General features: G+C 65.0%; 15 protein-coding genes. 9 read left to right on the top strand and 6 right to left on the bottom strand.

Annotated elements, in window-relative coordinates; translation table 11 throughout:
- The first annotated feature begins 63 nt into the window (after nucleotides 1-63).
- Genes J2X09_RS07600 through J2X09_RS07585 form a run of 4 tightly spaced genes read left to right on the top strand, consistent with a single transcriptional unit; the run spans nucleotide 64 to nucleotide 5,121 of the window.
- Nucleotides 64-804, top strand: coding sequence for a glycosyltransferase family protein (locus tag J2X09_RS07600; RefSeq protein ID WP_204732346.1), 741 nt, complete (start codon nucleotides 64-66; stop codon nucleotides 802-804).
- Nucleotides 780-2,810 (top strand): 3-deoxy-D-manno-octulosonic acid kinase, encoded by a 2,031-nt coding sequence (locus J2X09_RS07595; protein WP_204732347.1) that lies wholly within the window; start codon nucleotides 780-782, stop codon nucleotides 2,808-2,810. The genes J2X09_RS07600 and J2X09_RS07595 overlap by 25 nt, the downstream gene beginning before the upstream one ends.
- Nucleotides 2,807-4,063, top strand: a complete 1,257-nt coding sequence (locus J2X09_RS07590) for an O-antigen ligase family protein (protein ID WP_204732348.1) — start codon at nucleotides 2,807-2,809, stop codon at nucleotides 4,061-4,063. The genes J2X09_RS07595 and J2X09_RS07590 overlap by 4 nt, the downstream gene beginning before the upstream one ends.
- Nucleotides 4,060-5,121 carry a glycosyltransferase family protein gene (locus J2X09_RS07585; RefSeq protein WP_204732349.1) on the top strand — a complete coding sequence of 354 codons (1,062 nt, stop codon included), beginning with the start codon at nucleotides 4,060-4,062 and terminating at the stop codon, nucleotides 5,119-5,121. The genes J2X09_RS07590 and J2X09_RS07585 overlap by 4 nt, the downstream gene beginning before the upstream one ends.
- Here the strand turns inward: J2X09_RS07585 and J2X09_RS07580 are convergent.
- The 3 genes from J2X09_RS07580 to J2X09_RS07570 are packed head-to-tail and all read right to left on the bottom strand — an operon-like array spanning nucleotide 5,118 to nucleotide 8,151.
- Nucleotides 5,118-5,909 carry a glycosyltransferase family 2 protein gene (locus J2X09_RS07580; protein ID WP_204732350.1) on the bottom strand — a complete coding sequence of 264 codons (792 nt, stop codon included), beginning with the start codon at nucleotides 5,907-5,909 and terminating at the stop codon, nucleotides 5,118-5,120. The two genes, J2X09_RS07585 and J2X09_RS07580, sit on opposite strands and share 4 nt — an antisense overlap.
- Nucleotides 5,902-6,768, bottom strand: coding sequence for a glycosyltransferase family 2 protein (locus tag J2X09_RS07575; protein ID WP_204732351.1), 867 nt, complete (start codon nucleotides 6,766-6,768; stop codon nucleotides 5,902-5,904). The genes J2X09_RS07580 and J2X09_RS07575 overlap by 8 nt, the downstream gene beginning before the upstream one ends.
- Nucleotides 6,769-8,151 (bottom strand): phosphomannomutase/phosphoglucomutase, encoded by a 1,383-nt coding sequence (locus J2X09_RS07570; protein WP_204732352.1) that lies wholly within the window; start codon nucleotides 8,149-8,151, stop codon nucleotides 6,769-6,771.
- Between the two features lie 119 nt (nucleotides 8,152-8,270).
- Here J2X09_RS07570 and J2X09_RS07565 point away from each other — a divergent pair, with 119 nt between their 5' ends.
- The 3 genes from J2X09_RS07565 to J2X09_RS07555 all read left to right on the top strand — a co-directional run bounded on the left by J2X09_RS07565 (nucleotide 8,271) and on the right by J2X09_RS07555 (nucleotide 11,302).
- Complete coding sequence (locus J2X09_RS07565; protein WP_204732353.1) at nucleotides 8,271-9,788, top strand: Ada metal-binding domain-containing protein; 1,518 nt, start codon at nucleotides 8,271-8,273, stop codon at nucleotides 9,786-9,788.
- Nucleotides 9,785-10,291 carry a methylated-DNA--[protein]-cysteine S-methyltransferase gene (locus J2X09_RS07560; protein WP_204732354.1) on the top strand — a complete coding sequence of 169 codons (507 nt, stop codon included), beginning with the start codon at nucleotides 9,785-9,787 and terminating at the stop codon, nucleotides 10,289-10,291. Before J2X09_RS07565 ends, J2X09_RS07560 begins: the two co-directional genes overlap by 4 nt.
- A 99-nt stretch (nucleotides 10,292-10,390) precedes the next feature.
- The gene (locus J2X09_RS07555; protein ID WP_204732355.1) at nucleotides 10,391-11,302 is read left to right on the top strand and encodes a DMT family transporter; all 912 of its coding nucleotides are present in this window, start codon (nucleotides 10,391-10,393) and stop codon (nucleotides 11,300-11,302) included.
- 53 nt (nucleotides 11,303-11,355) lie between these two features.
- Here the strand turns inward: J2X09_RS07555 and J2X09_RS07550 are convergent, their stop codons facing one another.
- Complete coding sequence (locus J2X09_RS07550; protein ID WP_204732356.1) at nucleotides 11,356-12,372, bottom strand: bile acid:sodium symporter family protein; 1,017 nt, start codon at nucleotides 12,370-12,372, stop codon at nucleotides 11,356-11,358.
- Nucleotides 12,373-12,475: 103 nt separating this feature from the next.
- On the opposite strand from J2X09_RS07550, the gene J2X09_RS07545 reads away from it, so the two are divergent.
- Entirely contained in the window at nucleotides 12,476-13,420 is a 945-nt protein-coding gene (locus tag J2X09_RS07545; RefSeq protein WP_204732357.1) for a LysR family transcriptional regulator, read from the top strand.
- A 619-nt stretch (nucleotides 13,421-14,039) separates the two neighbouring features.
- Nucleotides 14,040-15,011, top strand: coding sequence for a thioredoxin domain-containing protein (locus tag J2X09_RS07540; protein WP_204732358.1), 972 nt, complete (start codon nucleotides 14,040-14,042; stop codon nucleotides 15,009-15,011).
- 508 nt (nucleotides 15,012-15,519) lie between these two features.
- On the opposite strand, the gene J2X09_RS07535 is transcribed toward J2X09_RS07540, so the two are convergent.
- Both J2X09_RS07535 and J2X09_RS07530 read right to left on the bottom strand, forming a co-directional pair.
- The gene (locus J2X09_RS07535; RefSeq protein WP_204732359.1) at nucleotides 15,520-16,569 is read right to left on the bottom strand and encodes a DUF6538 domain-containing protein; all 1,050 of its coding nucleotides are present in this window, start codon (nucleotides 16,567-16,569) and stop codon (nucleotides 15,520-15,522) included.
- Nucleotides 16,570-16,652: 83 nt separating this feature from the next.
- Nucleotides 16,653-18,326: a DUF6538 domain-containing protein gene (locus J2X09_RS07530; RefSeq protein ID WP_204732360.1), complete on the bottom strand. Its 1,674-nt coding sequence runs from the start codon at nucleotides 18,324-18,326 to the stop codon at nucleotides 16,653-16,655.
- Between the last annotated feature and the right edge of the window lie 72 nt (nucleotides 18,327-18,398).

Genomic DNA, 18,398 nt, shown 5'->3' with positions numbered 1-18,398 from the left:
GCCCGGCAGGTCTGCGCCAGTGCCGACACCGTCTTCCAACCCGCATTGCCATAAGGAAAAGACGTGCAAACCGTCAACGTGTTGTGCATCAAGTGGGGCCGGAAATACGGCCCCGAATACGTCAACAAGCTCCACAGCATGGTGTCACGGCACCTGCGCCGCCCCTTTCGCTTCGTCTGTCTGACCGACGACGGCGAAGGCATCGACCCATCGGTCGAGGTCGAGCCCATCCCCGCCGTCGGTTTCGACGAGTTCGACCAGCGCAAGCCCTGGACCTTCGGCCACGGCTGGCTCAAGCTCACCAGCTTCACCGACCCGCTGTACGACCTCCGGGGCCAAACGCTCTTCCTGGATCTCGATATCGTCATCGTCGGCAGCCTGGACGAACTCTTCGACCAGCCCGGCGAGTTCATCGTGATCAAGGAATGGGACAAGAAGGACGGCACGGGCAACACCTCGTGCTACCTCTACACCATCGGCGCGCACACCGACGCGCTGGAGCATCTGAAGAACGGCTACCCGCAGTCCATCGCGGACGTGCGCAACGAACAGGAATACATCACCGGCTTCCTCAACCGGCAGGGCAAGGTGAGCTACTGGCCCGAGGCCTGGTGCCGCAGCTTCAAGCGCCACTGCATGCGTCCGGGCATCCTGGGCTGGTTCTCGCCGCCCACCATCCCGCCAGGCGCCAAGATCATCGTGTTCCACGGCAAGCCCAACCCACCGGACGTGATCGCCGGTGTGAGCGGCAAGTGGTACCGGCGCGTGTTGCCCGCCCCATGGGTCGCCGAACATTGGCGCTGAGCGCAGTTTCGCTGCCCCACCGGGCGTACCGACTGCTCAGCCGGGCCCTGGCCATTCCCCTGCTGGGCTGGCTGTGGTGGCGGGGCCGGCGTGAACCCGGGTACCGCCAGAACCTGCGTCAACGGCTGGGCTTCATCCCCATCGATCCCGAACAGTTCGGCTGCATCTGGCTGCACGCGGCCTCGGTCGGCGAAGTGCAGGCCATGCAGCCGCTGCTGCAGGCGCTGCTGGAGGAGTGGCCATCCCACGCGGTCACCGTCAGCACCCAGACGCCCACCGGCGCGCGCGCGCTGCAGGCCCACTGGGGCGATCGCATCCGGCACGTCTACGCGCCCATCGACACGTCGGGGGCGGTGTCCCGCTTCCTGGACCGGCTGCAGCCCCGCCTGCTCATTCTGGTGGAACGCGAACTCTGGCCCGAGTGGTTGCAGCAATGCCGCGCCAGGGGTGTGCCAGTTGCACTGGTCAATGCGCGCCTGTCCGAACGGTCGGCACGCTCGTACCAGCGCTGGCGTGGTGTCATGCAGGCGGTCTGGCCGTCGCTCACCATCGCGGCCGCCGACGCAGCCAGTGCCGCCCGCCTCCATGCACTGGGCGTGCCTGCCCACCGGCTTCACGAGACCGGCAACCTGAAGTTCGACGTGGCGGCCCCGGTCGTGCAGGCGACGCCGCCCATGGCGCTGCAGGGCCGCACGCTGGTCGTCGCGGCCAGCACCCACGAGGGGGATGAAACCGCATGGCTGGCGGCCTGGGCCGAACTCTGGCCCACCCAGCCGGACGGGCTGCTGGTCCTCGTGCCCCGCCACCCGCAACGCTTCGACGACGTGGCCAGCCGCCTGCAAGGCAGCGGGCTGGCGCACGTGCGCCGCAGCAGCGGCCAGCCGGTGACACCCGCCACGCAGGTGCTGCTGGTCGACACCATGGGCGAACTGATGCAGTGGTATCCCCACGCGGCCCTGTGCTTCGTGGGCGGCACGCTGGCGCCCGTGGGCGGGCACAACCCGCTCGAGCCCATGTCGGTCGGTCAGCCGGTGCTCTTCGGGCCACACACCCACAACGCAGCACCCCTGTTCGACGAGATCCTGCAGACCGGCGCGGGCGAGTGCGTGAACGATGCCCGGGAACTCGCCGACGCGGTGCAGCGATGGCTGACACAGCCTGCCGCCTGGCAACAACGGGCCGAGGCCGCGCGAGCGCTGATCGCCCGCCACCGCGGCGCCTCGGCGCGCACCCTGGCCATCCTGCAACCGCTGTGGCACCCGGCCGGCACGGGCAACATCGCCCATGTGCGCACGGTCAGGGACGGCAGCCGCACCTGCTGGTTCAACCCCGACCACATCCACAGCGTCTCGGCCCGCAGTTTCGACCCCACCGCGCACGCCAGCGGCATGGCACTGGCCACTGGCAGCGGGCGAGGCCAGGCCCTGCGGATCGAGCAGGACGGGCGTGGCCATGTGTTGCGCCACTACCGGCGCGGCGGCCTGATGGCGCGCCTGAGCGACGACCGCTTCTGGCGCCAGGCCCCACACGACAGCCGCGCCATGCGCGAGTTCACGCTGCTTCGCCTGATGCGCTCCTGGCGGTTGCCGGTGCCCGAACCCGTCGCCGCCAGCCACCTGCCGCGCGGCCTGTTCTATGAGGCCGACATCCTGGTCGGGCTGATTCCGGGCACCTCGAACGTGGTGCAGTGGCTGCAGCGCCGGGCATTGGCGCCCGCCGAGTGGCAGGCGCTGGGCCACGCGATCCGGCGCCTGCACGATCGGCAGGTGTTCCACGCCGACCTCAACGCCCACAACCTGCTGCTCGACGCGGCCGGGCAGGCCTGGGTGGTGGATTTCGACAAGTGCGCGGTGCGCCAGGGCGACGAATGGAAGCCACGCAACCTCGAGCGCCTGCTGCGTTCGCTGCGCAAGGAAGCCGGGCGCGTGAACCCCTACCACTGGACCGAAGCCGACTGGGCCCCGCTGCTGGCGGGCTACCAGGAGGCGCCCCCTGCCACACCATGAGCCCCTCGTCCTTCATCCAGCCCGCCGCCCGGGCCTCGCTTGTGCTGGTGTTCTTCGCCTTCCCGGTCTCGGTCGCGCTCGCCAACGTAGGCCTGCTGCTCACGCTGGTGTTCTGGTTGCTCGGCTGCGTCTGGGGCAGCTCGCTGCGTGACACGCGGCAGGCGCTGTCCAACCCGCTGGCCGCGCCCGCGCTGGCGCTGTTCGCCTGGATCGTGGTGGCGGTCCTCTGGTCACCGGCCGACGGCTCACAGATTGGCGCGGCCCTGCAGAAGTACTCGAAATTCCTGCTGGTTCCCGTGTTTCTCGGCCTGCTGGCCGACCCCGCCACGCGACGCCGCTGTTTCCAGGCGTTTGCGCTCGCGATGCTGTTCACGCTGGCGATCACCTGGCTCAACGTCTGGTTCGATTTTTCCTGGACCCGCACGCACAACCAGGGTTTTGGTGTGGATCACACGGTGTTCAAGGACTACATCGCACAAGGCATCCTGATGTCGTTCCTCACGCTGATGGCCATGCATCAGACCCTGTGCGCACGCGATCGGACATTCGCTGTGCCTGCCGCCTGCGTCGCCGGGCTGGCTGCGTTCAGCGTGCTGTTCCTGTCTGCAGGCCGAACAGGCTACCTCGCGATGTTGTTGTCGATCGGCGCATTCGGCTTGTTCGCCACCGGCCTGCGACCGCGCCGGCTGGCGATTGCCTCGGTGGTCCTGATCGCAACGATGGCCACCGTCTTCACCGCTTCCACCCAGCTGCGATCTCGCGTCGCGGAGGCGTTGTCGGACGTGAGGAGCATCGACCTCAGCGCACCGGTCACCTCGGTCGGCGCGCGGGTGGAGATGACACGCTTCGCGCTGCAGAGTTCATTGGACAAGCCCTTGCAGGGACATGGCACGGCGGCCTACCCTGTGCTCTCACCGGAGCACTTCACCAACCCCTTGTGGTGTGCGGTGGTCTGCGTGCACCCTCACAACCAGTTCATCTTCTTCCTGTTTGAACAGGGCGCGATCGGATTGCTGCTGTTCCTGTGGTTCCTGGGGAGCATCGCCCGCCAGGCCTGGCGCGAGAACACACCGAATCGTTCACTCATGATGGGTTTTCTCGCCATCCTGCTGGCGTCCAACATGACGCACAGCTCCTTCTGGTTGTCCACGGAAAACCATTTCTTCATCCTGATGTCCGCGCTGCTGATGGCCGCCTCGCACGCGCGCACAGCACGCTCGACCGCGAACATGCCGACCCCGGTGAGGCCGTGAAGAAAACCATCGCCTTCCATTCCAACCAGCTTTCGATCCGCGGCACCGAGGTGGCGCTGTACGACTACGCCCTGAACAACGAAGCCGTGCTGGGTCATGACAGCCTGATCGTCTACAACGCCGCGAGCCCGCACAACAGCCCCGAGGCATTGGCCAAGTTCGAGGCCCGCTTCCCGGTGATGGCTTATCGCCGCCCCGAGGAGCTCGACGCGCTGCTCAATCAGCACAAGGCGGACCTGCTGTACGCGATCAAGGCCGGCAAGAACGATGGCGTCTGGTCGCGCACCGTGCCGACCATGGTGCATGCGGTCTTTCCAACCAACCCGGCTCAAGCCCACGGCGCGTCGTACGCCTATATCTCGGAATGGCTCAGCCGCCACTGCGCCAATGACCAGATTCCTGCGGTGCCACACATCGTGGAACTGCCCGCTGAGGATGGCGACCTGCGCGCGGATCTGGGCATACCAGCCCATGCCAAGGTGCTGGGCTGCCATGGAGGAGCCCAGAGCTTCGATGTGCCCAGCGCCATTGAGGCGGTGGGGCAGGTTCTGGCGCGTTCGGCGGAAACGTGGTTCGTCTTCCTCAACATCGACCGATTCGTCGATCACCCCCGGGCACTCTTCCTGCCGGGCAGCAGCGACATGGCTTACAAGACGCGCTTCATCAACACCTGCGACGCCATGCTGCACGCGCGCCTGCAAGGGGAATCCTTCGGGCTGGCATGCGGCGAATTCTCGATCCGCAACAAGCCCGTCATCACCTACGCGCGCAGCAAGCACCGCCATCACATCGATGTCCTGCGCGACGCGGGTTTCCACTACACGGATGCGCGGTCCTTGGTCGAGATCATCGAGAAACTCGACCCCATCGAGCTCAAACGCCGTTCCTGGGACCGCTACTCGAAGCTCTACAACCGCGAGGTGGTGATGGGCTTGTTCGATCAGCACCTGATCCAGCCGGCGCTGCGCAACCGGGACCTGACGAAACCCGCCCTGGGTTTGCGGTGGAGCGATCGCCTGGCGTACTACCGGCTCAAGCTGCAGATGCGGCTGGGCTAGCGACGGGCCAGCTGATCGGCATCCGCTGTGTCGTAACGCAACGCCGCGTCGCGAAAGAAGATCTCCAGCGCGATGAACAGGCAGTAGAGAAAGCCCTCGGCGCCGCAAAGAAAACCGCGCTGGAAAAAGTACACACGGATGAACACGAGCAGCGACGTGATCGCGCCCCGGAACACACCGCCACGGCGGCCCTTGGCGCTGCGTTTGACCGTGCCCAACTGCACATACTGTGCGAGCTTGCGCAGGCTGCCGTAGACCGTGGTGCGGGAGTGGTGCAGCAGGCGCTGACGAAAAGCATGCAATGGCACCGCATGCCGCAGCACAGGAGCCTCATGCACGACGCCTTCGAACCTCTCGAGGGTGCTGCGGCGAAACAGGCGCTGGATGCCACCGCGTGGCTTCATGCGGGTCAGCGCACGACCGAAGGCCACCTCGTCCCACCACACGCGCCATATGGCGTCTTCGCCCGAAGCCACGGCGCGCTCGATCTCTTCACGCAACGCAACCGGGATCTCCTCGTCGGCATCCAGAAAGAATACGTAGTCGGTGCGCAACTGCTCCAGCGCGCGCGTGCGCTGCACCGCGAACCCTTGCCAGTCGGCATACAGGTGCACCTGAGCGCCCAGGCGGTCGGCCTGTTCACGCGTGCCATCGGTGCTACCGCTGTCGATCACGACGATCTGGTCGGCGAAGGCGGCGCTGCGCAGGCAGGCCTCGATGCGCACGGCCTCGTTGAGCGTGAGCACGGCAATGCCCAGCGTGGGTCGGCTGACGGCAGGCTCAGTCACGCGGCCTCCATTGCACCAGCCCCATCCAGCGCCCGGCCATGCGGGCCAACAGGCGCGGCGACCACGCGATCGCACGCAGCGGCAAGGCCAGCGTGGTACCCAGCAGAACGGACCAGCGCTGCCGCCGCGCCTGGCCGGGCGAGCGGTGCTTGGCGGTGTAGATCAGCTTGGACTGCGCGTGGTGGTAACCACGCAGGTACTCGCTCTTCCACGGTGTCTTGCCCTTGACCGACCCCCGCGCGCGGTGCACCGCCGCCACGGCAGGCCAAACGACGATGGGCCGGCCTTGCTGGAAAAGGCGCAGGCAGAGATCATCGTCCTCGTAATACAGGAAGAATCCCTCGTCAAAGAAACCCACGCCTTCGAACCGCGCCAGCCGGAACAGCATGGCCGCCCCCACCACGAAGCCGACGCAGGCCGGGCCCTCTGCGCCCGGTCCACGTGAAGACCATGCGGTGCTGGGCCAGCGGTAGTTCACGTCGGGCCGGCCTGGCGCTCCTTCCAGCTGGGGCGCCACGATGGCGGCGTCGGGCATGTCGTTGGCGGCCTGCACCAAGGCACGCAGGCCGTCAGGCGTGATCTCGCAATCGGGGTTCAGCAGCAGTGCCAGCGGCGTGCGCGTTTCGGCCAGCGCACGGTTGTTCGCGGCACCGAAACCCAGGTTGCGGCCATGCACGAGCACCGTGGCGTGCGGCCAGCGCTGACGTGCCTGCCCGGGGGTGCCGTCGCCGCTGGCGTTGTCGGAGATGACCACATGAGGGCACTGCGCGAGCAAGGCGTCCAGCGCCTCGAGGCAATGGGCGCTGTGGTGCGTGACCACCACCACGGTCACTTCATCGAGCAGATCGGCAGGCGTCATTCAGTGCGCGCTGGCGCCCAACACCGCGTCGGGTTTGGCCTGCTTCAGCAGATCCAGCATGGTGGCTTCGATGCGGTGCAGGGCCTCGGGCGTGTGGCCCTCGAAGCGCAGCACCAGCACGGGCGTGGTGTTGGATGCGCGGATCAGGCCGAAGCCATCGGGCCAGTCCACGCGCACACCGTCGATCGTGGACAGCTTCGCGGGCGCATCGAACTTTGCCAGCGCCACGAGTTTTTCGACCAGCGCATGCGGTTCGCCTTCGGCGCAGGCCACGTTGAGTTCGGGGGTGCTGTGGCTGGTGGGCAGGGCATTGAGCACGGCGCTCGCGTCCGGGCTGCGGCTGAGGATCTCCAGCAGGCGCGCGCCGGCGTAGGTGCCATCGTCGAAACCGAACCAGCGTTCCTTGAAAAAGATGTGGCCGCTCATCTCACCGCCCAACGGGCTGTCGAGTTCCTTCATGCGTGCCTTGATCAGCGAATGGCCCGTCTTGTAGATATGGGCCTTGCCGCCGGCAGCCTCGATGGCGGGGGCGAGCCGCTGCGAGCATTTCACGTCGAAGACAATGTCGCCACCCGGCACGCGCGACAGCACATCCTGCGAGAAGAGGATCATCTGGCGATCCGGGTAGATGGTCTGGCCATCCTTGGTGACGATGCCCAGGCGGTCGCCGTCGCCGTCAAAGGCCAGGCCGAGTTCGGCATCCGTCTCGCGCAGGGTGCGGATCACGTCCTGCAGGTTCTCGGGTTTGCTCGGGTCCGGGTGGTGGTTGGGAAAGTTGCCATCCACTTCGCTGAACAGCTCGATCACCTCGCAACCCAGCGCACGGAAGATCGCCGGTGCCGACGCGCCGGCCACGCCGTTGCCGCAGTCGACCACGACTTTCATCGGCCGCGCCAGCTTCGCATCCGAGACGATGCGGGCCTGGTAAGCCGCCTGCACATTGATCAGGCGCACACGGCCACCGTCGGCGCGCTGGTGGGCGTCGGCTTCCATCACTTTGCGCAGCCCCTGGATCTCTTCACCGTAGATGGCGCGCCCGGCCAGCACCATCTTGAAACCGTTGTAGTCCTTCGGGTTGTGGCTGCCCGTGACCTGGATGCCGCTGTTGCACAGCGTGGCGGCCGCGAAGTACAGCATGGGGGTGGTGGCCAGGCCGATGTCGATCACATCCACCCCGGCGGCCACAAGGCCGCGGATCAGCGCGGCGGACAATCCCGGCCCGCTCAGGCGGCCATCGCGCCCCACGGCCACGGTCTTCTCACCCAGTTGCATGGCCCGCGTGCCGAATGCCAGGCCCAACGCCTCGGCCACGTCCTCGTTGAGGGCGGTGGGGGTGACGCCACGGATGTCGTAGGCCTTGAAGATGGACGGAGCAACTTGCATGGGCGAATTCCTGTGTTGGGGATGGAAAGTGGATTGTAGGAGGGGGGTATTACCGACGTCCGAGGCATATGTCCGGAAACGGCCAGCCTTGCCCCATCAAACGGCCTACCATGGCACCCATGAACCGCCCGGACCGCATCGATGAAGACGCCTGCTACCGCGCGCTGTGCTCGCACGACGCGCGTTTCGACGGCCAGTTCTTCACCGCCGTCACATCCACGGGCATTTACTGCCGGCCGGTGTGCCGTGTGCGCACGCCCCGGCGCGAGAACTGCCGCTTCTTCACCCATGCCGCTCAAGCGGAACATGCCGGCTTCCGGCCCTGCCTGCGCTGCCGACCCGAACTCGCGCCGCTGGAGCGACACTGGTCCACGGAAGACGCTTCGGCCATCCTTGTGCAGCAGGCCACGCTGTGGCTGGACGACCCACAGCACTGGCAGGACGAAACCGGCGCGATGGGCGAGCGCCTGGCGGCGCGTCTGGGTGTGAGCGACCGCCACCTGCGGCGCGTGTTCGAGGAGCGTCTGGGCGTTTCACCCCTGCAGTACCTGCTCACGCGCAAGTTGCTCACCGCCAAGCAGTTGCTGGCCGACACCGATCTGCCTGTCACGCAGATCGCGCTGGCCAGTGGTTTCGGCAGCGTGCGGCGCTTCAATGCGGCCTTCCTCGACCACTACCGCCTCAATCCGACCCAGTTGCGCCGCGAGACGGCTCCACAGGCGCGCGATGCGGGCCAGGCCACCGTTGTGCGCCTGGGCTACCGGCCGCCCTATGACATCGCCGCCACGCTCGGGTTCTTTCGACAACGGATGATCGAGGGTGTGGCCTTTGTCGATGAGCAACAGCTTCATCTTGGCCAGACCCTGTCCATGACGGTGGGCGAACGCGTTCATCGGGGCTGGTTGCTGGCCCGCTTCGATGATGCCCGCCACCAGATCGAGTTGCGCGTGAGCGGTGGCCTGCGCGAGGTGCTGCCGCAGGTGATCCACCGCATGCGCGCCGCACTCGACCTCGACGCCGACCCGGGTGCCATCGCCGCCGTGCTGCACGTGTCTTTTCCGGATGGCGACGGGCTTCGGGTGCCGGGTGCACTGGATGGCTTCGAGTTGGCGGTGCGTGCCGTGCTCGGCCAGCAGATCACGGTAGCGGCCGCGCGCACGCTGGCACAGCGACTGGTGAACCGCTTCGGAGAACCGATCGAGACGCCATCCCCGGCACTCTCGCGCCTGTTCCCGGCACCCGAAGTGCTGGCGCAGGCAGACGGCGACGGGCTGGGCGAGCTCGGCATCGTTCGTCAGCGCCAGGCCGCCATCGTCGCACTCGCGCGCGGGGTGACCGAAAAGCGTCTGGTGCTCAACGGCAGCGCCGACGTGCCTGCCACCATTGCCGCACTCAAGGCGCTGCCCGGCATCGGCGACTGGACGGCGCAGTACATCGCCATGCGCGCCCTGCGCTGGCCCGACGCCTTTCCCGCGGGCGACGTGGCCCTGCACAAGGCCTTGGGCGTGCACGACACCCGCCATCCCTCGCGCGAGGCCGAAGCCGCCTCGCTGGCCTGGAAACCCTGGCGCAGCTACGCCGTCGTGAGGGCATGGTCGGCGGGCCGTGTCGCGTCACCCACTGGAGCCTCCGCATGAAACACGATCCCCTCACCGTTTTCACTTCATGGCAAGGCCCGATGGGCGCCATGACGCTCGCCGCCACGCCGCGCGGCCTGAGCGGCGTCTGGTTTGACGGCCAGCGCCACGGCGCCGACACCCGCCACTGGCGCCGCGACCCAGACCACCCGGTGCTACGCCAGGCCATCGAGCAGCTCGCGGCGTACTTCGCCGGGCAGCGACAGCGCTTCGAACTGCCGCTCGACCTGCGCATGGGCACGCCGTTCCAGCAACAGGTGTGGCACGCCCTGCTGGGCATCGCCCCCGGTGCCACCACCAGCTACGGCAGCCTGAGCGCATCGATTGGCAAACCCGCCGCCGTGCGCGCGCTCGGGGCCGCCGTCGGCCGCAACCCGCTGAGTATCGTGGTGCCTTGTCACCGGGTGCTCGGCACGGACGGTTCGCTCACCGGCTACGCTGGCGGACTGGAGCGCAAGACCGCGCTGCTCTCGCTCGAAGGCGCCGCACCGCCACGGGCGTGAAGGCGGGCCGGGATTGTGCCGGTCTCCTCATCAATCCCCCTCTCATCCGGCATCAATGACGTTCCGCAAGAGCTGGATGCCCATGCATACTTTGCCGCCATGAACCCCGCTCTTGCCCTGGAATTCCTGCTGCTGGCCGCTCTCTGGGGCGCCTCCTTCCTCTTCATGCGACTGGGCGCTGCCGAATTCGGTGTGCTGCCCACCGCCGGCCTGCGAGTTGCCCTGGCCGCCGTGTTCCTGCTGCCGGTGTTCCTCATTCCTCGCGTGTGGACCGACTTCCGCGCCAAGGTCGGTCCCATCCTCTTCGTCGGGCTGCTCAACTCCGGCATCCCTTTTGCACTCTTCGCGTTCGCGGTGCTGCACATCACCACCGGCCTGACCTCCATCCTCAACGCCACCGTGCCGCTGACGGGCGCGCTCGTCGCATGGCTGTGGCTCAGGGACCGGCCCGGCGGCTCCCGCATGCTCGGCCTGGCGATCGGGTTCCTGGGTGTCACGCTGCTGGTCGTCGGCAAGTCGGGCTTCAGCGCGGAAGGTGTGGCGGGCCAGGGTTCCACTGGCATCAGCCTGCTTGCCATGGGCGCTTGTCTGCTGGCCACGCTGTGCTACGGCATTGCCGCCAGCTTCACCAAGCGCTACCTCACCGGCACCCATCCGCTGGCGTCGGCCACCGGCAGCCAGATCGGCGCGAGCCTGGGTCTGGCCCTGCCCACGATCTGGTTCTGGCCCGCCATGCCTGTGAGCACGGGTGCCTGGGGCGCTGTCGCGGCGGTCGCGCTGCTGTGCACCGCCATCGCCTACATCCTGTACTTCCGTCTGATCGAGAAAGCCGGCCCCAGCCGCGCCCTGACCGTCACCTTCCTCATTCCCGTGTTCGCGCTCGGCTACGGCGTCGTGTTCCTGAACGAAGCCATCACGCCCTGGATGATCGGCTGCGGCATCGTCATTGTCTGCGGCACGGCGCTGTCGACCGGGCTGGTGCGCGTGCGCTGGCTGGAGCGGGCGGCCTGAAGTGGCCGCAATTCGAGGACCTCTGCATGGCGGAAAGCCATGCACACCAAGCACTAGGGCTTGAGAACCTGGGCCATCGGCGGGCTTTTCGCCGCCTGCGTGGCTGAGTTCGCCCGACGTGCGTAGCGCTGCGCGATCACACCGCAAACCATCAGCTGCATCTGATGGAAGATCATCAGAGGCAGCACGATGGCGCCCGCCACCTGGGCCGTGAAGAGCACGTTCGCCATGGGCACACCGCTGACCAGGCTCTTGGTGGAACCACAGAAGACGATGGCGATCTCGTCCTCCTTGCCGAACCCGAGCCGGCGGCTTGCGAACACGGTGACCAGAAGCACCAGCGCGAGCAGCACGGCGCACACACCGATCAAACCCATCAAAGCCGTCAGGGGCAATTGCGACCAGAGACCGGCGATGACGGCATGGCTGAAGGCAGCGTAGACCACCAGCAGGATGGAACCCTGGTCCACCCCTTTCATGATGGCGACCCGCTTCTGCAGAAAGCCCGATACCAAGGGCCGCATCAGATGTCCAACGATGAAGGGCAACAGGAGCTGCACACCGATGCGACCCATGGCCTCCAGAGGGCTGCCCATGGCGGCGGTCTGCGTGAGCAGCACACCCAGCACCAGCGGGGTCAACATGACACCCAGGAGCGTCGAGGCCGAGGCGGCACAGACTGCGGCAGGCACATTGCCGCGCGCCATCGACACAAAGGCAATGGCCGACTGGACAGTAGCCGGCAGAGCACAAAGAAACAGGATTCCCGTGTACAGATTGGGCGTCAGCAACGGGCGCAGCACCGGCGCGAGCGCCCAGCCCAGCAGCGGAAACAGCACGAAGGTGGTGGTCACCACGGCCAGCTGCAGACGCCAGTGGCCGAGCCCGGCCCAGATGGCCTGGCGCGAAAGTTTGGCGCCATGCAGGAAGAACAGGAGGCTCACGGCCACCTTGGTCACCCAGGCTAACGCCACTGCAAAACCGCCTTGCGCAGGGAACACGCTGGCCAGTGTGACCGTGACAACGAGGTACAGCGTGAAATTGTCGGGCAGCAAGCGAGAGCGGGCCATGGTCGAGTGCAGAGAAGGGAGCGAAGGAGGTGCAGTGAGGATTGAAGCCAAATCCTCATCCAAAGAGAAATCAATTGTTCTGATTCATTTATGATTTCCTTTCATGAATGTCAGCCTGCGTCAATTGCGCGTCTTTCAAGCCGTCGCCGAGCTCGGCAACTTCACCAGGGCAGGCTCGCACGTCGGCTTGACTCAACCTGCGGTCAGCCGCTGCGTGACCGAGCTTGAACAGCAACTGAAGCTGAAACTGCTGGACCGCACCACACGCGAGGTGTCCTTGACAACAGCAGGCCGCGTTCTCGCGATACAGCTCGAGCGCGTTCTCGACGATCTCGACGCGGTACTCCTGGATGTGCGCGGCATGGCGACGCAGCGCCAGGGCCGGGTCCGCGTGGCAAGCAGCCCGACACTCTCCGCCAACCTGCTCCCCGAGTGCATCGCCCGGTGCCATGCCGAACACCCCGGACTCGATCTGATGTTGCTGGATCGCATGCAGCACCACGCGCTGGCCAGCGTGCTCGCGGGAGAAGTGGATTTCGGTGTGGTGATCGACCCCGGCCGGTTGGACGGTTTGCACGCCGAGCCCATCATGACCGAGCCCTTCTGTTTCGTTTGCCCCACCAGCCACGCCCTTGCGCGCCGCCGCGGGTCTGTCCGCTGGTCGGACCTGGGTGGAGAAAATCTGGTGCTGCTGGACCAGGCCTCAGGAAGCAGGCGCCTCATCGACGAAGCCTTGCTCTCGAACGGCGTTCAGGCACAGGTGGTGCAAGAGGTCGGCCATGTCACGACCATTTTCCGCATGCTGGCCGCGGGACTCGGCGTCTCCGTCGTCCCGACGCTGGCGCTACCGCCCGAAGGGCTGCATGGATTGACCACCCGACCACTGACGCCTCGCGTGGAACGTCACATCATGCTGGTGAGAAGAGCCCGGCGTGTACTGACGCCCGTGGCGGACACGGCTTGGCAGTTGGTGAAACGTGTCACCATCGAGAGGCACGCACAACCCGTTGCCAGAAGTCAATGGGGAACTCCGCCGACCACCAGGTGAGAGTGCAACGGAAACAAAAAAGCCGTTGAAAATCGATGATTTTCAACGGCTTTTCAATTGCTTGGCGGAGTGGACGGGGCTCCATCCAAACTCGGAAAATCCGTTGCGCTACAACAGCTTACGCACCTGACGGTGTAGCACCACCCCACCGTAACCGGTGTAGCAGTACCACCTAGTCCACCTTACGGCTTACAACTAGGCAGATACATCATACGGCGGGTTTTCCGCGTCTATCGAGAGAGGCACCTTCTCCGCGCGGAAAGTGCAGGCTTCACGTCAGCATTCTGATTACTTAGTGCAGCTGCACGTGAGAAATGTCGCTTAATTGGCTTCTGTGCGGGCATCTACGCCGGGAACGGCTCCATCCGAAATGAACCGACACCGGTTAATCTTGGATAGACGGCGGTATCCCAAAGTTAGTGAAATCCAACCGGGCTATTCAATGCGCAGCACTCTCTTCAGGCGTTTCTGGGATTTGTTGACCAGTTTGCGCCCCCCGTACTCCGGAGGATTACCCTCCACACATTCAGCCGCGAGGCTAGCAGGTAGAACGACATCCAGCGGTGCACTGCTCAGCCTCTGCGTCGTGCTATCCGGGTGCATCTCGACGGAGCGGCCCTTGCTTCCCAATGTCGGTGCGGACATCGCGCTTCCGAACTCACCACTGGTCACTGCCTGCGACGACTCTAACCATTGCCAGTATGGCTTCATCCAGAAAACTGGGGTCGCGGGCATCTCCAGGGGAGGCCCCATTGATGGAAATCGCGACTTTCGCAATATCTCGCTCCACAAGCTCGATGCCGACCACCATATCGTGCAATTCCTTCAGCCCGCACGCTCGGGAGGAACCCACCAGCAGTACGTTTTGGTAAGGGCCCGAGAGTCCGAAGGCAAGATTTTTGTTTACAGCCCCGACCTCACCAAGTTCAACCCTAAGTACCTTGAAGAGTTCGCCCTTGAAGGTGGCCTGGTGGATGCCACCTTGGACGTGCACCGACGCTTGGGAATGCGGACATGGAAGGTGACCACGCGCGAAGGGCTGGTTCGTCTATTCAAGAACCTGAGTGCAATGTCTCATGCGGAGTTGGCCAAACTGGGCAACGCCGTGCAGCTGGCGAGTATGACCAAGGCCCAGCTGACTTCCTACGTCTACTCGAGAGCCAAGAACTCATCAGAGGTCGAAATCGAGCAGAAGACTACATCCTCAGCCATCACCGTCACACGTCCCCCAGCCTCCAGCGCGTGCCCTGCCGTTCTGCCCAGCGGCGTCATGTGTAAGGAAATCGCCAAGCCTTCCCAGGACATTCACCCTCAGCTTGAGCAAGAAGTCATCTTCTTCTCGAAGTACGGGTGCGGGCACTGCCGAAACATCGAAGGCTATGTCGGAACTTGGCAAATCGCCAGCCCGGAGGTGAACTTCTACAACAGCACCGTCATTGACTGGAAGGAGCCTACCGTCGAGATGTATGACGTCGAGCGGGTACCCTCCTTCGTTGTGAACAGGCGGTTCATGGTTTCGCTGGACACAAGCGACAAGAAGACGGTGGAGTACGCGCTCGGGCTGATATCCAGCCTGGCCCGTGGACGCTAGACGTGCCTCCTCGAGCCAAGAACATCAACGGCTGCGTATGCGGGGCTGGAGAACCCGTTTGTTGGTCCCGCGTCCAACCCTGCTCATGCCGCCGTAGTAGACGATGAGACCTGCACGCAGGTAGTTACCCTTAATTGAACGCCCTGGCCCCAGTGCCGGGGCTTCTCTGTCCACCCTATACGGAAACATGACACTGCGGCCTTGTCCGGCTTCAGCATAATTAACGGAATTGGGCTGCAACGGGAGGATGCCTTGAACGCAGTTGTTTCTGACGGAAAGCTACAGATTCGAATAGAACCTGTCGCATGTGGCGCATGCCGGGGGAGAGGCTCGATGCTGCATTCCGGCGAATCTTGTTGGGGCTGCAAAGGTGCGGGTTCATTTCTCGTCGCTCAGCCTGCCCTAGAGTGTGCGGGCTGCGGCGGTGGAGGTTTGCGTCCGCATATCGGCAGCACTTGCGATGTTTGCAAAGGAAGTGGCTGGGCACAAGCACTTCCTCTCGGCGCGCTCAACTCCCTATTTGGCAGCGCAGTTCGGACATGTCGTAGGGCCGTCTGAGCTCGGAGGCTTCCGTTTCGGGGAAACCCGAGAAGTCCAGATTCTCAAATGGTACAGAGGCAGACTGGGAAATGAGCCTCACGGACTGTGCGTCACGAACCAGTGTGGCGAGTGCGCCCAGACGGTTCTTTGCAGTCGCACGGTTCACGCCTTGTTGTTGCAGGTAGCGCAAGTAGCGAAAGACATGCTCGTCGGCGATGCCGACGAATGGCACCGCCCCGTTGAGCGCTTCAAATTCTTCGACGAAGCTCCAGTATGTCTCGCGAGTCCGAACATTCTTCTGGGCCTTGGCCCATTCCTCATAGAGGTCGAGCATCGTCGGCAGCTCCCGCGGCGCGGGCGGTGCTACTCGCGGTGTGGGCGTAATCTTCCCTCGGAGACGGCCAAGCTGGGCTTCCATCAGCTCAATGTCTTTGGCGAGCACCTCCTTGAGGAGCGCTTCGCGGACCTTGCTGCCTGGAGGTGCAATCAGACGTTCGCCTTCCAAGAGCTGCGCGACGGTCTCCTCGACCCCCCTGTAGTCCTCCCCTGCGGCCTGGTCGTAACGTTGCTCCAGACCTTCCATCAGGAACTCCACCTCGCCGGCCCGGTCTTCGCGTTCAAGAGCCTTTCGCCATTCATCGTCGGTCCGCAACACCTCATACTCGAAGCGCGCTACCAGGGCCGGAATGTGGCTCTCCAGCAAGTACTTGGTCGTCCCGGCACCACGCGCAGGCGCGCTGACCACCAGGTCGTTAGCCTTGCTGGCCATGGCCTTGTCGACCATGCCCTGAAACCTTTCCTGCTCGGCAGGAAGACGCAGAAGCGCCACGTTGAGTTCAGTGGTGTTGAGCGACCGCCAGTACTGTTCTGGCAGCGCTGAATCGGCTCGTCGAGCGGCCGCGGGCACCTTGCGCTTGAACCAGTAGATGCCGTCACGCAGGGTGAGATATCTAGGCAAAGGCTGGTCTGGGGAGACGCGCGGCGCTTCCGAGGCTTCGGTCTTGTTGGGCTTTCTCATCTTGCAGTCTCGCCCTACAGCTATCGGCGTACACCTGCCTCGACTTGAGCCTGCCGTGTCGAGCCGCGACGACCCACTTGGCGCTACTGAATCAGCACATCGACGCCCTCGAGCGGACGCTCAATGTGCAGGTGGCTGGTCCTGACTTCCTCATAGCGCAGCTGCTTGATGGCCGCCACCAGCTTGGGGAAAGGGTACTGCCGAGCCTCGGCGCGCATGTACGCTCGTCCGCTGTCGTTGTTGCTGACCCAGTGCCCGGTCAGGGCGTCTCGAACCTCCGTCTCGATGCCGCACAGCGTGCACTGCTGCTTGAAGCTGTACCGAAACGAGTGGTAGTCCAACCGCTGGTCGCTAAGCCCGATGCTGTCCAAGTAGCGCCCCCACCACTTTCCTGGAGAGTTCGAGTAGATGCGGTTCGCATTGTTGTTGCGCAGCGTCGGGAACACGCGTGAATGCCCCGCCGCTGCGACCCCGGCGACGTAGGCGAGGAACCCGCTGGCAATGACCTCCTCATGCAAGGGCACACGACGGAAGGAGCCGTCGTTCTTGACGTTCTGGTCATCGTCGAGGTTGCAGATACGCAGGCACCACACGCCGTTGATACGCTGAATGTCCTTCACCGCCAGCTGGCACAGCTCTTCTATGCGCGCGCCCACAAAGGGCCCCAGGATGGGCAGCCAATAGGCCGCATCCTTGGATTGCCCTTCTGGCCGATAGCCTCCGGTGTAGAGCCGGCTGGCAAACACCTTGTTCAGCTCACTGACTTCGTAGGCCCGCCGCTCCTTGGGCGGCTTGATGCCAGTGGCGCCGACGATTTCGATGCGCTCGAAAGGGTTGGCCGCCAGGTATTCCACCAACTCAGACATGCCGTGACGGACCAGCGTACTGAGGAACCCCAGCTTGTTCTCGATGGTCCCGCGGGCCAGTCCACGCTCGAGAAGCTGGTCGCGGTACGCACGGGCCATGCTGCGGGAAATTGCCTCCACTGCTACCGGTCCATGGAGTTCGCGGAACTCCAGCACGGCGGTCTCCACCGCGTTGATTGTGCGGGGGCGAGTCTGGGTTTGCTTCCAATCCTCGAACAGATGGAGCATCGTGCAGTTCCCCGCCGCGCCGCTGCCATGCACCACCGCCCGGTCGGGGATGGCTGCGTTCGACTGCGTGCTGCAAGCGGTGCTGAGCACAGCAGCAGTCGGGATGACTGCCGGCGTACCCGGGGTGGACTCGCTCGTCGACTTCGAGCGCATGCGCTCCAGTTCGGCCTCAAGGAAGCGAAGTCGCTCCAGGAGGGGGCTTTGCTCGTCGGCCGGCGAACCTTGGTCCGAGTTCTGCCCACAGTCCAGTGGCGACGCTTGCTCCATGGGCGGCTTGCTCGGCTTGGCACCCTGGCTCAGGTCCTCGGCTTCGCCTGCCTTGCCCTGCACCACCGAAAGAACCGGCTGGCCAGCGTTCTGAAGAACGGCTGGGCGGACCCCCTGGGTGGCAATCGCTGCGGCACGTTGCCGCCGGTACGCCGCCAGGGTGAGATTGAACTCCGTCACCTCGACGGCCAACCTCACCTTGGCCACGGTCAGCAGGTTGGTGTCGAGCGACTTCCAAACTTGCCCACCCGGGTACGGGAAGGCTTCCCGCGCATCGGCGGGGACCTTGCGCTTGAAGTAGTAGATGCCGGCGCGCCGGTGCATGTACTGCGGCAGGCGGCCAGTTGCTCCAGGGACCAGCTTGAGATGGCTGGCTGCGGCCCGGACATTGGACATAGCGATGCTCCGTGGTCAGGGCCTCGGAGCGCTGCGCGACGTCGGTCGGGACTGCTACCCCGACTGCTACCC

The organism is Hydrogenophaga laconesensis, assembly GCF_031457235.1.
GTDB lineage: Bacteria > Pseudomonadota > Gammaproteobacteria > Burkholderiales > Burkholderiaceae_C > Hydrogenophaga > Hydrogenophaga laconesensis.
This window is presented reverse-complemented; position numbering and strand designations above follow the sequence as displayed.

Coding starts and splice junctions, on each gene's coding strand:
- J2X09_RS07530 (WP_204732360.1), bottom strand. CDS start 18,326: ATGTCCAATGTCCGGGCCGCAGCCAGCCATCTCAAGCTGGTCCCTGGA.
- J2X09_RS07560 (WP_204732354.1), top strand. CDS start 9,785: ATGAAACACGATCCCCTCACCGTTTTCACTTCATGGCAAGGCCCGATG.
- J2X09_RS07550 (WP_204732356.1), bottom strand. CDS start 12,372: ATGGCCCGCTCTCGCTTGCTGCCCGACAATTTCACGCTGTACCTCGTT.
- J2X09_RS07555 (WP_204732355.1), top strand. CDS start 10,391: ATGAACCCCGCTCTTGCCCTGGAATTCCTGCTGCTGGCCGCTCTCTGG.
- J2X09_RS07595 (WP_204732347.1), top strand. CDS start 780: ATGGGTCGCCGAACATTGGCGCTGAGCGCAGTTTCGCTGCCCCACCGG.
- J2X09_RS07570 (WP_204732352.1), bottom strand. CDS start 8,151: ATGCAAGTTGCTCCGTCCATCTTCAAGGCCTACGACATCCGTGGCGTC.
- J2X09_RS07590 (WP_204732348.1), top strand. CDS start 2,807: ATGAGCCCCTCGTCCTTCATCCAGCCCGCCGCCCGGGCCTCGCTTGTG.
- J2X09_RS07545 (WP_204732357.1), top strand. CDS start 12,476: ATGAATGTCAGCCTGCGTCAATTGCGCGTCTTTCAAGCCGTCGCCGAG.
- J2X09_RS07535 (WP_204732359.1), bottom strand. CDS start 16,569: ATGAGAAAGCCCAACAAGACCGAAGCCTCGGAAGCGCCGCGCGTCTCC.
- J2X09_RS07575 (WP_204732351.1), bottom strand. CDS start 6,768: ATGACGCCTGCCGATCTGCTCGATGAAGTGACCGTGGTGGTGGTCACG.
- J2X09_RS07565 (WP_204732353.1), top strand. CDS start 8,271: ATGAACCGCCCGGACCGCATCGATGAAGACGCCTGCTACCGCGCGCTG.